General features: G+C 56.4%; 11 protein-coding genes. 5 read left to right on the plus strand and 6 right to left on the minus strand.

The window, feature by feature from the left end; translation table 11 throughout:
- Positions 1 to 10: 10 nt before the first annotated feature.
- The 5 genes from AADJ04_RS15350 to mutT all read left to right on the plus strand — a co-directional run bounded on the left by AADJ04_RS15350 (position 11) and on the right by mutT (position 6585).
- Positions 11 to 994, plus strand: coding sequence for a M23 family metallopeptidase (locus AADJ04_RS15350; RefSeq protein ID WP_341240145.1), 984 nt, complete (start codon positions 11 to 13; stop codon positions 992 to 994).
- 129 nt (positions 995 to 1123) lie between these two features.
- Complete coding sequence (gene secA / locus AADJ04_RS15355; RefSeq protein WP_341240137.1) at positions 1124 to 3883, plus strand: preprotein translocase subunit SecA; 2760 nt, start codon at positions 1124 to 1126, stop codon at positions 3881 to 3883.
- A gap of 97 nt (positions 3884 to 3980) precedes the next feature.
- Positions 3981 to 5210 (plus strand): bifunctional glutamate N-acetyltransferase/amino-acid acetyltransferase ArgJ, encoded by a 1230-nt coding sequence (argJ, locus tag AADJ04_RS15360; RefSeq protein ID WP_341240138.1) that lies wholly within the window; start codon positions 3981 to 3983, stop codon positions 5208 to 5210.
- A 55-nt stretch (positions 5211 to 5265) separates the two neighbouring features.
- On the plus strand, positions 5266 to 6132 hold the full coding sequence (locus AADJ04_RS15365; RefSeq protein ID WP_341240139.1) for an ATP-binding protein: 867 nt from the start codon (positions 5266 to 5268) through the stop codon (positions 6130 to 6132).
- A 45-nt stretch (positions 6133 to 6177) separates the two neighbouring features.
- On the plus strand, positions 6178 to 6585 hold the full coding sequence (mutT, locus tag AADJ04_RS15370) for an 8-oxo-dGTP diphosphatase MutT (RefSeq protein WP_341240140.1): 408 nt from the start codon (positions 6178 to 6180) through the stop codon (positions 6583 to 6585).
- 63 nt (positions 6586 to 6648) lie between these two features.
- Here mutT and AADJ04_RS15375 read toward each other — a convergent pair whose 3' ends face one another.
- The 6 genes from AADJ04_RS15375 to pilB all read right to left on the minus strand — a co-directional run bounded on the left by AADJ04_RS15375 (position 6649) and on the right by pilB (position 12248).
- Positions 6649 to 6882 (minus strand): DNA gyrase inhibitor YacG, encoded by a 234-nt coding sequence (locus AADJ04_RS15375; protein WP_341240141.1) that lies wholly within the window; start codon positions 6880 to 6882, stop codon positions 6649 to 6651.
- Between the two features lie 42 nt (positions 6883 to 6924).
- A complete protein-coding gene (gene zapD / locus AADJ04_RS15380) occupies positions 6925 to 7680 on the minus strand; it encodes a cell division protein ZapD (protein WP_066783621.1) in 756 nt (251 codons plus the stop codon).
- 89 nt (positions 7681 to 7769) lie between these two features.
- A complete protein-coding gene (coaE, locus tag AADJ04_RS15385) occupies positions 7770 to 8384 on the minus strand; it encodes a dephospho-CoA kinase (protein WP_341240142.1) in 615 nt (204 codons plus the stop codon).
- Positions 8385 to 9269: a prepilin peptidase gene (locus AADJ04_RS15390; RefSeq protein ID WP_341240143.1), complete on the minus strand. Its 885-nt coding sequence runs from the start codon at positions 9267 to 9269 to the stop codon at positions 8385 to 8387.
- Positions 9269 to 10486 (minus strand): type II secretion system F family protein, encoded by a 1218-nt coding sequence (locus AADJ04_RS15395; RefSeq protein WP_066783615.1) that lies wholly within the window; start codon positions 10484 to 10486, stop codon positions 9269 to 9271. Before AADJ04_RS15395 ends, AADJ04_RS15390 begins: the two co-directional genes overlap by 1 nt.
- 28 nt (positions 10487 to 10514) lie before the next feature.
- Positions 10515 to 12248 (minus strand): type IV-A pilus assembly ATPase PilB, encoded by a 1734-nt coding sequence (gene pilB / locus AADJ04_RS15400; protein ID WP_341240144.1) that lies wholly within the window; start codon positions 12246 to 12248, stop codon positions 10515 to 10517.
- Positions 12249 to 12582: the final 334 nt, after the last annotated feature.

Below are 12582 nucleotides of genomic sequence, written 5' to 3' on the forward strand. Positions count from 1 at the left end.
AGATGTTGTTGTGCATTTGATTATCACGGACGCTCGCGGAGCCCGCACCCGCTCCTTGCACCTGTCGGGTGCTCGGCTGGCTCTGGTGGGTTGCATGCTCGCGCTCGGATTCTTGCTGGTTGCTGCGTCGCTCTATCACTGGGTTTTTGTGAAGGGGGCGCGGGAGGGTTGGCCCGTGTTTGGCGCGCTGGTCAAACTGGTTGCCAAAGACGAGTTCGATGAGCGCGACAAGTTCATGCGCGCCAACCTTGATGCCATGGCCAGGCGCGTGGGCGAGATGCAGGCCCGTATGGTTCAGCTGGAATCCCTGGGCGAGCGCGTCATGGGCTTGGCAGGCTTGCCCGCATCAGAGGTTCCCAAGGCCGATGGCCGCGGCGGTGCGCTGGTCGGGGCGCGGAATTTGTCGCTCGAAGAGCTGCAAGCCACCCTGGATGATCTGGAGAGGGTGGCTGGCCAGCGATCTGACTGGATGACGGTAGCTGAGTCCCGTTTATTTGATCAGCACATCCGCAAGAAAATGGTACCCACGCATGCCCCGGTGACAGGGCGCACGGCCGGGTCTGCGTTTGGGTGGCGGCTGGATCCATTCACCGGCCAGTCGGCGCTGCATACAGGGCTTGATTTTCAGGCGGATACTGGTACCCCCATCCTGGCAGCTGCTGGTGGGGTGGTGATTGCTCAAGAGTTTCACCCGGCTTATGGGAACATGATCGAGTTAGATCATGGCAACCAGTTGGTGACACGCTATGCCCATGCGTCCCGCACTCTGGTAAAGCAGGGTGATCTGGTCAAGCGTGGGCAGAAGATCGCAGAGGTGGGTAGCACCGGGCGTTCTACGGGACCCCACCTGCATTTTGAAGTGCTCGTTCAAGGGGTATTTCAGGATCCTCAAAAATTCTTCAATGCAGGTTCTGGCAAGGCTGCAGATACCGTCGCGGCGATCTCCAGAACCCCCCTGGTAGCCCAGCAAAACGCGCCTCCTGTAGGCAGGTAAAATCCACCGTCCTGGGTTCTCCGCGGAATGCTTGCATTTGCACGCAAAGAGCCCACCTGCATTCAATTCTTATTAGGGATTTCGGTCGTTCGACAGCGTTGTTGAAGCGTGTCGAGCGGACCTGTTCGCATGGCAACCAATTTCCTCACCAAAATTTTCGGCAGCCGAAATGACCGGCTTCTCAAGCAATACCGCAAAGTGGTTGCTCGCATCAACAGCATGGAGCCCGAATATGAGAAGCTTTCGGACGACGCGTTGCGCGCCAAAACCCAGGAGTTCAAGGATCGCGTAGCCAAGGGCGAGTCTCTTGATTCGATCCTCCCCGAAGCCTTTGCTGTGGTGCGTGAGGGTTCCAAGCGCATCATGAAAATGCGCCACTTCGATGTGCAGATGCTCGGGGGCATGGCACTGCACCATGGAAAGATTTCGGAAATGCGCACGGGTGAGGGCAAAACCCTGACCGCAACGCTGCCGGTGTACCTCAATGCGCTGTCTGGCAAGGGCGTGCACGTAGTCACCGTGAATGACTATCTTGCCAATCGCGATGCCCAGTGGATGGGTCGCCTCTATAACTTCCTGGGTTTGACGGTGGGTATCAACCTGCCCAACATGCCGCGCGAGGAAAAGCAAGCCGCGTATCGCGCTGACATCACCTACGGCACCAACAACGAATACGGCTTCGATTACCTGCGTGACAACATGGTCTACGAAGCCCGTGACCGTGTGCAGCAAGGGCTGAATTACGCCATCGTGGACGAGGTGGACTCCATCCTGATCGACGAGGCACGCACTCCACTGATCATCAGTGGTCAGGCAGAAGACCACACGGCAATTTACATTGCCATGAACAAGGTGGTTCCGCTGCTGGTGCGCCAGGAAGGGGAAGCCGATCCGCGCACGGGCGAAGGAGTCATCAAGCCCGGAGACTTCACCGTTGATGAGAAGGCGCACCAAGTCTTCCTGACCGAGCAAGGGCACGAGTCTGCAGAGCGTATTCTGGCCAGCCATGGCCTGATCGCCGAGGGTGCTTCGGTTTACGACCCGGCCAACATCACTTTGATGCACCACCTGTACGCAGCCCTGCGTGCCCACCACCTTTATCACCGCGATCAGCACTACGTTGTGCAGAACGGCGAAATCGTGATCGTGGACGAATTCACCGGCCGCCTCATGTCGGGCCGTCGCTGGAGCGATGGCTTGCACCAGGCAGTAGAGGCCAAGGAAGGTGTGAACATCCAGGCTGAAAACCAGACCCTGGCTTCTATCACATTCCAGAACTACTTCCGCTTGTACAACAAGCTGGCTGGCATGACGGGCACGGCCGATACCGAAGCGTATGAGTTCCAGGAAATCTACGGCCTCGAAACCGTGGTCATCCCACCCAACCGGCCCAGCAAGCGAGACGACCAGCTCGACCGCGTCTACAAGACCACGCGCGAGAAGTATGAAGCCGCGATCAAGGATATTCGCGAGTGCCACGAGCGCGGCCAGCCCGTGCTGGTGGGCACCACGTCGATCGAGAACTCCGAAATCATCGACCAGCTGCTGAACAAGGAGGGCCTGCCGCACCAGGTGCTCAATGCCAAGCAGCACGCGCGCGAGGCCGATATCGTGGCCCAGGCGGGTCGCGAGGGCATGATCACCATTGCCACCAACATGGCTGGGCGTGGTACCGACATCGTGCTGGGTGGCAACATCGAGAAGGATGTGGCAGCCATCGAAGCCGACGAGTCCCTGTCCGAATCCGAGCGTGCCGCCAAGGTGGCAGCGCTGCGCGAACAGTGGAAGGCTGACCACGAAAAGGTCAAGGCACTGGGCGGTCTGCGCATCATTGCGACGGAGCGCCATGAGTCTCGCCGTATCGACAACCAGTTGCGTGGCCGTTCCGGCCGCCAGGGCGACCCAGGCTCTTCACGTTTCTACCTGAGCCTGGATGACTCGCTGATGCGCATTTTCGCGGGCGACCGCGTCAAGGCCATCATGGACCGCCTGAAGATGCCCGATGGCGAAGCCATCGAAGCGGGCATCGTGACGCGCAGCATTGAATCTGCCCAGCGCAAGGTCGAGGCCCGCAACTTCGACATCCGCAAGCAGCTGCTGGAATACGACGACGTAGCCAATGACCAGCGCAAGGTGATCTACCAGCAGCGCAACGACATCCTCGATTCGTCGGATTTGACGGACGTGATTGCCGCGATGCGCGAGGACTGCATGACAGATCTGGTGCGCCAGTATGTGCCCGCTGAGTCTGTGGAAGAGCAGTGGGACTTGGCTTCGCTGGAGAAAATCCTCAACGACGAATGGCAGGTTTCCGTGCAGCTGCAAGCGTGGGTGAGTCAGTCAGAGTCCATCACCGACGAGGAAATTCTGGAGCATGTTGTCAAGCTGGCGCATGCTGCTTTTGAAGCCAAGGTGGCACAAGTGGGGCGTGAGAACTTCACGCAGTTCGAGCGTGCAGTGCTGCTGCAAAGCTTTGACTCCAACTGGCGTGACCACCTGAGCGCACTGGACTATCTGCGCCAGGGCATCCATCTGCGTGGCTATGCCCAGAAGCAGCCCAAGCAGGAATACAAGCGCGAGGCGTTTGAGCTGTTCCGCCAGCTGATCGATCAAGTGAAGAACGAAGTCACCAAGATCTTGATGACGGTGCAAGTGCAGTCCTCTGCCCAGCTGGACGAGGCGGCCCAGCAGCTGGAGGCCCGTGCTGAGCACATCACCAACATGACCTACACCGCACCCACCGAGACTGGCGAGGCCGAAACCACTTCCGGCGATGCCGGTAGCGGTATCGATGCCGCGGCCTTTGAAGGCATGCGCGTGGGGCGCAATGATCCCTGCCCTTGCGGCAGTGGCAAAAAATACAAGCAGTGCCACGGCAAGCTGGCCTGATAGCTGCTTAGTTTTCAACACGGGCTGCGGCCCGTGTTTTCATTTGTACCCTCGTCTTTGCGCATAATCGTTCGCAGTTTTCTTGAAAGAGCACTCTATGCCTGTAAATCTTCTGGCCCCTGTGGCGGCTGACCTGCATCCCATCGCGGGTGTTCGTATTGGCGTGACCGAAGCGGGCGTCCGCAAGGCTAATCGCAAGGACCTCACGGTGTTTTTGCTGGACGAAGGGGCCAGCGTGGCTGGCGTCTTCACGCAAAACCGCTTTTGCGCAGCGCCGGTGCAAGTGAGCCGCGAGCATCTGGCCGCAGGCAAAGGCGTGCGCGCCATGGTCATCAACACTGGCAACGCCAACGCCGGCACGGGGGCGGATGGCTTGGCGCGTGCGCGCTCTACCTGCCAGGCCCTGGCGGGCTTGCTGAACGTGGCGCCCGAGCAGGTGTTGCCTTTCTCCACCGGCGTGATCATGGAATCCTTGCCCACTGAGCGTATCGAAGCCGGTCTGCCCGCCGCGTTGGCTGATGCGCAGGCTGACCACTGGGCGCGTGCGGCCGAAGGCATCATGACCACGGACACCCTGCCCAAGGCGTTCAGCGCCCAGGCCCAGGTCGGTGGTGCCACCGTGTCCATCACAGGCATCAGCAAGGGCGCAGGCATGATCCGCCCCAACATGGCGACGATGCTCGGCTTTTTGGCAACGGATGCTTGCGTGGATGCATCGGTTGTGCAGCGACTGGCACGCCATCTGGCAGACCGTTCTTTCAACCGCGTGACGATCGATGGCGACACCTCTACCAACGATTCTTTCGTGGTGGTAGCCACCAACAAGGCAGCCCACGCACCCATCACTTCGCTGAACAGCGCCGAAGGGCAGGCCCTGCTGGCTGCCATGCTGGATGTGGCGCAAAAGCTGGCCCAGGCCATCGTCCGCGACGGCGAGGGGGCGACCAAGTTCATCACTGTGCGCGTGGAAGGCGGCAAGAACGGTGAAGAGTGCCGCCAGGTGGCCTATGCCATCGCCCACTCGCCCCTGGTGAAGACAGCCTTCTACGCCAGCGACCCAAACCTGGGCCGCATTCTGGCTGCGGTGGGCTATGCCGGCATTGCCGATCTGGACCAGACCCGTATCGATCTGTACCTGGACGATGTGCATGTGGCCGTGAGCGGTGGGCGCAATCCTGCCTACCGCGAGGAGGATGGCCAGCGTGTGATGAAGCAAAGCGAGATCACCGTGCGCGTGGTGCTGGGCCGTGGTGATGCATCGGACACCGTGTGGACCTGCGACTTCAGCCACGACTACGTGACGATCAACGCCGACTACCGGTCTTGATTTGCTATTAAATTTATAGCTGCTTGCGCTTGATGGTAAAGCGCTGGATGCCAAAATGAATGAAAAATTTGAACGCTTGATGGAGCGGGCTGAGCAGCTCATCGCCCGCATCGAATCGGTGCTGCCCCAGCCCTTGGGTGCGCCCGATTGGTCGCAGGCCATTGCCTGGCGCTACCGCAAGCGCAGCAGCGGCCACGGCACGCTGGAACCTGTGCGCCATGTGGCGTCCATGCAGTTGGCTGATCTGAAAGAAATCGATGGCCAGAAGGAAAAGATCGAGCGCAACACCCTGCAGTTTGTGCAAGGCAAAACCGCCAACAATGTGCTGCTGACGGGCGCGCGCGGCACAGGCAAGTCGTCCCTTATCAAGGCGTGCCTGAATGCCTACGCGGGCCAGGGCCTGCGCCTGATTGAAGTGGACAAGGCCGATTTGACGGACCTGCCGGATATCGTCGATGTTGTCTCCGACCGTCCTGAGAAGTTCATCATCTTCTGCGATGACCTGAGCTTTGAAGATGGCGAGCCGGGCTACAAGGCACTCAAGTCCATTCTGGACGGTTCGGTGGCTGCCGCCACCCCCAACGTGCTGATCTATGCCACCAGCAACCGGCGCCACCTTTTGCCCGAATACATGTCGGAAAACCGCACCTACACGCACACGGACGATGGTGAAGTGCATCCGGGTGAGGTGGTGGAAGAGAAGATTTCGCTGTCGGAACGCTTTGGACTGTGGGTGAGCTTCTACCCCTTCAGCCAGGATGAGTACCTGACCATCGTGGCCCAGTGGCTTGCATCCCTTGGTGTGCCCGCATCGGCGATTGAAGCGGCACGACCCGAGGCCCTGGTGTGGGCGCTGGAGCGCGGCTCGCGCAGCGGGCGCGTGGCCTACCAGTTCGCACGCGACTACGCGGGGCGGCTATGAGGCTTGGTTGCGTTAAGGGGCACTTCCCACGTGGAGGGCTCTGCCATGGCTGAACCCCGCAAGCACACCGAGGTCGCCGTCGGCATCCTGTTGCGTGAAGATGGCGCCATGCTGCTATCCACCCGCCCACCGGGCAAGCCGTACGCAGGGTACTGGGAATTTCCGGGAGGCAAACTGGAAGCGGGTGAGACCGTAGAGCAGGCGCTGCGCCGTGAACTGGAAGAGGAGCTGGGCATCACCATTGCTGCGGCCAGCGTCTGGAAGGTAACCGAGCATGATTACCCGCATGCCCTGGTGCGCTTGCACTGGTGCAAGGTTCGGGAATGGACTGGTCAGTTTGAAATGCGTGAGGGCCAATCCATGGCCTGGCAGACCTTCCCTTTGACGGTCGAGCCTGTGCTGCCAGGGGCCTATCCAGTTCTTGATTGGCTGGAGCAGGAGCAGCTTGCTTGATTTGCTCCTGATTTTGTAGCTGCTGGCGCTTGCTAGATAAGCGCTAGCACCACATTTTATGTGTCAATGCTCCAGGCGCGGGTCGCCGTACTGAGCGTCTGCCGGAGGCGCTTCTGCGGGCATGCGAAAGTCTTCACTGGCCCAGGCACCCAAATCGATTTGCTTGCAGCGCTCACTGCAAAACGGCCGGTAGCGGTTGGCAGGGCTGTAAACGCTGTCTCCACCGCAGGTCGGGCACACCACGGTGCGGGCCGCTCCTTGGCCTGATGGTTCGCTAGGGGTGTTGCTGGATGCCATGTTGGAATTCTTCAAGAAGCTTGCGCGGCGGAAAGCCTGGAATCAAGCGCACAGCGTCAGTTCAAACGCAGCGTCGTCGGTGCAAGCGTGCAGCCGCCCATCCGCCTCTTGCTTCATCAGGCGCACGGAGACAATCAGGCGGTTGCCGCTGATTTCAGGGATCAGTCCGCAATAGGGATCAATGCGCAGCCGCAGCAGTTGAAACGTGCGGCCAGCCGGCAGGTTTTGCTGGAACTGACCCCGTTCGGCCGCCACTTTTTGTGGCACGCCAGAGTCGCGCAAGAGTTTGAGCAGCACATAGATAGACTCGGCCAGTGGGGCCAGCGTCGATGCCCAGCCTTGAAGAGCCTCTTGCCGGTAAGCGGCATCCTTGTGTTGCCAAGCGTAGTACGCAGGCAGGTCAAACCCGCAAGTACCGCCGGGAATGCCTACGCGGCTGCGAATGCTCATCAGCCAGTCGTTTTCGGTGAGCGCATGGCCAGCCTTGCCTGATTGGCTGTTCAGCGCAGCAAAACAACGGTCCAGCTGCGCAATCACCGCATCCAGAGCCGCCTCGGAAATGGATGGATTGCCACGGTAGCCGTCCAGCTGATGCTTGTGCTTTTCGATGTCCTTGAGAACATCCGATTTCAGATCGGCTCTGGCCGCCACATCCATGATTTCAAACATGGTGACCAACGCGTAATGGTGGTCCAGGGGATGGGCCCTGGGAATCAACTCTCCAAGCCGCCGGAACAATTGCTCCAGGCGGAGGTATGTCCTGAGTCGTTCGTTGAAAGGGTATTCGTAAAGGATCACGCTGGCAGGTTCCTGGGCGCAGTGGGTTGGGCCTGGCGCCGAAGGCTTGAAAACGCCAACCGGCAGGTGCTTTTATGCATTGAGGAACATCATAGCCCCAACCGGGTGGCTACTTGTTCCGCCATCTTGTGAAGATCGGCCAGCGTGCAATTATCACCATTGTGAACCACGATATCGGCCGATGCGCGCCGAATGTTGCGGGGAGATTGGGCAGCCAAAATCGCCTCGACAGTGCTCCGGTTCAGACCACTTCGGCTCATCACGCGCTGAATCTGCACAGCAGGCGGACAATCGATCACGATCACCGCATCCAGCCGCTGCACCCAACGGCCAGACTCCACCAGCAACGGGACGTCAAACACAATGACCCGCGTTCCCGCATCTTCTGCCGCCTGTGCTTGCTGGCTGCTGTGCAAGGACACCAGGGGGTGAACGATGGCTTCCAACGCTGTTCGTGCATCAGGTTTCGAGTACGCCAACTCTCGCATCCGCCCTCGGTCAAGCGCCCCCGTATCGTCCACGAACTCAGGTCCAAAGCGCTGAACAATCGCGGCGATGGCTGCGCCCCCGGGCCCGGTGACTTGTCTGGCGATTTGATCGGAATCCACGAGGGCTGCTCCGCGCTTCTGGAGCAACGCTCCAAAAGTGGACTTGCCGCTGCCGATGCCCCCAGTAAGGCCAATTCTTGAGGCGCGCCCGCGCATTTACAGCCCAAACGTCCGCAACACCATATCCAGCATCGTCTTGGGGCTGGCGATCATTGCGGTCAGCCCAGCACCTACCAGGAACGGTCCGAAAGGAATGTAGCCCCCCTCGCGCAAGCTGCTGAAAACTTTGAGCCCAATACCGACAATCGCCCCAATCACGGAGGACATCAGGATGATCGGGACCAAGGCCTCCCAGCCAAACCAGGCGCCCAAAGCGGCAAACAGTTTGAAGTCGCCGTACCCCATCCCCTCCTTGCCCGTGGCCAACTTGAAGCCCCAATAGACAAGCCACAAGGACAGGTAGCCAGCCGCAGCCCCCATCACGGACGAGAACAACGGCACCTGAATCCACTGCAACGCGGCAGCCAGCAGACCCGCCCACAAGAGTGGCAAGGTCAAATCATCAGGCAGCAACGTGGTGTCCCAATCAATGAAAGCAAGCGCAATCAAAACCGCTGAAAAACCACACCAAGCCAATCCTGTGGGGGTGGGACCCCAGCGATGCACGCAAAAAAAGAAAAGTGCCCCGGTCAAAAGTTCCACCAGCGGATACCGCGCACTGATCCGCGTCGCGCAACCTGAACACTTACCGCGCAGAAACAGGTAACTGACGACAGGGATGTTTTCGTACCAAGCAACCTGGTGCCCGCATGCCGGACACGCTGACCGAGGAACCATGAGATTGAAGGACGCTTCCGCGGGGGGCGGCTCTTCTGTTCTTGATGGGCTGTTCTCTTTTTCTGCCTGATAAGCGGTAATTTCCGCCGCCCATTGACGTTCCATCATCTTGGGCAATCGGTAAATCACCACATTCAAAAAACTACCAACGAGCAATCCCAGCAAACCTGCCAACCCAGCGGCTGGCAACACAGCGAAATCCATTAAACCACCTGACCCAATTTGAAAATGGGGAGGTACATGGAGACTACGATTCCGCCAATCAAAGAGCCGAGAAAAACAATAATGATGGGTTCCATCAGGCTGGAGAGGCCTGCAACCATCTCGTCAACTTCCGCTTCGTAAAAATCAGCAGCCTTCCCCAGCATGTGATCAATGGATCCGGACTCTTCACCGATAGCACACATTTGAATGACCATCGACGGAAATATCTTCGCGTTGTCCATAGCTACGGTGAGGCTGGTGCCTGTAGATACTTCCTGCTGAATTTTTTCTGTCGCTGTTGCATAGACAGAGTTGCCTGATGCGCCTCCTACCGAATCTAGTGCTTCAACCAGTGGAACGCCTGCTGCAAACATGGTTGCCAATGTACGTGTCCATCGTGCAACACAAGATTTATCGATCAGTGCCCCAAAAATGGGCATTTTTAATAAAAATCGATCCATGAATTTCTGCATCTTTTCATTTCTTTTCCATGCTTGAAAGAAAAAATAAAATCCGCCGCCAATTATTGAAAAAATGAGCCACCACCATTTCACGAAAACTTCGCTGATTCCCATCACGAAAAGTGTTGGTGCGGGTAGGTCGGCTCCAAAAGAGGTAAATACCTCTTTGAATGCTGGAATAACAAATATCATAATCACTGTTACAACTACAAAAGCAACAATGATGACTGATGCAGGATACATTAGAGCCGATTTGATTTTAGACTTAATCGCCTCCGTTTTTTCCATGTAGGTGGCTAGGCGATCAAGTAATGCTTCTAAAATACCTGCTGCCTCTCCTGCCTCTACTAGATTGCAGTAGAGACTATCAAAATACATGGGGTGCTTGCGAAACGCTGCGTTCAAAGATGTTCCCGTTTCAACATCCGAGCGAATGTCATTAAGAAGCTTTGTAACGCTTGCGTTTGTATTGCCTCGGCCAACGATGTCAAAAGACTGAAGCAATGGAACTCCAGCTTTCATCATTGTTGCCAGTTGTCGAGTAAAAAGCGCTATGTCTTTAGGCTTGATCTTTTTCCCCGAGCGGGTGCGTCGCTTCTTTATTTTTGTAGGGAAAACTCCTTGACGGCGAAGTGTCGCTTGGACTTGATTTTCGCCTACAGCCCGGATTTCTCCGCGCACCACTTTACCTGCACGATCTTTTCCCTCCCATTCAAAGACAAATTCCTTGATGTCTCTCGATGCTGCCGTGGCCATAGATTTTTCCCTGTGTGTCTGAATTTTATTATTCGTTAGTCACGGCAAGCACTTCTTCGAGGGAAGTGAGCCCAAGCCGAGCTTTGTGTAAACCGGACTCTCTCAAGGAGCGTACTCCTTCGTTCCGCGCTTGTTCTGCTATTTCGAGTGCGCTGCCATCACGCAGAATAATGCGCTGAATTTCCTCTGAAATTGGCATGACTTGGTAGATCCCCACGCGCCCTTTGTAGCCGTTGTTGCATGCGGGGCATCCGACAGCTCTGTAGGTTACCCAGGATCCGTCTAAATCTTCTTCGCGGTATCCCGCTTCCACGAGTGTCTCGTGAGGAACATCTGCTGGGGCTTTACAGGCTGGACATAGGCGTCTTGCCAAACGCTGAGCAGTGATAAGAATCACACTGGATGCAATATTGAACGGGGCGATGCCCATATTCCGCATGCGTGTCAGTGTAGTTGGGGCATCATTGGTGTGGAGTGTGGATAGCACCAAGTGACCCGTTTGTGCCGCTTTGATGGAAATATCAGCTGTCTCCAAATCTCGAATTTCCCCCACCATGATGATGTCGGGATCTTGGCGTAAAAATGATTTCAGTGCGACGGCAAACGTAAGTCCAGCCTTTTCGTTGACATTAACTTGGTTAACACCGGGTAGATTGATTTCAGAAGGATCTTCCGCGGTAGCAATATTTACACTTGGCTTGTTTAATAGATTCAGGCAGGTATACAAAGATACGGTTTTACCTGAGCCTGTAGGTCCCGTGACAAGAATCATGCCATATGGTCGACCAATCGCGTGTAATAGTCGCTCTTTCTCTTCGGGTTCATACCCCAAAGCATCAATGCCAAGCTTTGCACTGCTGGGGTCAAGAATACGAATTACAATTTTTTCGCCAAACAAAGTAGGCAGCGTACTCACCCGAAAGTCAATAACCCGATCTGGGCCTACCTTGAGCTTCATTCGTCCATCTTGAGGGACTCGCTTTTCTGAAATATCCATTCTGGATATGACCTTGATGCGTGAAGCTAGCTTATCTTTAATTGCGATAGGAGGGGATGAAATTTCTTTCAGCTCACCGTCAATACGAAAACGCACTCGGTATTGATGCTCGTAAGGTTCAAAATGCAAATCAGATGCCCGCATATTAAAAGCATCCAAAAGCATCTTATGAAGAAACTTAACAACGGGGGCATCTTCAACCTCGTTGGCTCCTGAATCTATAACCTCGGGAGTTTCTTCGGCAACTGATTCATCAAATTCAAAATCGCCACTGGTCAGGCTTTCCATGGACTCGGAGGCGGACTTGGTTGTGGCCTCCACTAGGCGATTCAGTTTGTCATATTCTGCGATAATCCAATCCACGCCCATCTGGGTGGTGAACTTGATTTTTTCTGCCGCCTCTTGGTCTGTTGGGTCCGCCGTCGCAACAATCAAGCGGTTGCTACGTTTGCTTAGTACTACGACTTTGTAGGCTTGGCAAATCTTGGCATCCAATAAATCTTTCGGTAATCGCAGAGGGTCAATGGCTTCCAAATCCAGTAGTGGAGCTCCAAAAACTGCAGATACCGTATGTGCCAAGTCGGCTGCCGACACCACCCCCGACCCCGTCAGTTCGGCAATAAAGCTTGTCCGACCAATTTGTGACTTTTGGTAAATTTCCTCGGCTGCTTTCTGCGTAAGCTTGCCCGCAGACATTAAGGCCCTTCCTAGGCCGGGAAGAGCGATTGCAGAAGCGTCTTTGGGGGCAATATCAGCGGTAGCCATTTAGCCGTTAGTACGTTATGGGACAGCAGGGCATCCTATCATCGCCCATCCCCTCTGCGCTGTACAGCCCGTAAGGAGGGTGGCACGGTCGCAACGTTGGTCTACATCACTTGTCGATTGACCCGATGTCTCGTGTTCTGCGAGTGATAGTTCGGCATATTCTGCGCATGCAAATTCAAGTGCTACGCCAGTAGTTCAAACGTCAGACGGGTTGTTTCGTTGTTGAGAACTTCGACTTAGTATTGCAATCTATACGTGGCTAAGGTTGTGTCTAAGGATCTGGCAGGAACCTTCCCAAGCCCTTCATCAATCTGGTGCTGTGTCCCACATTTTG

This window comes from uncultured Acidovorax sp., assembly GCF_964021665.1.
GTDB lineage: Bacteria > Pseudomonadota > Gammaproteobacteria > Burkholderiales > Burkholderiaceae_C > Acidovorax > Acidovorax temperans.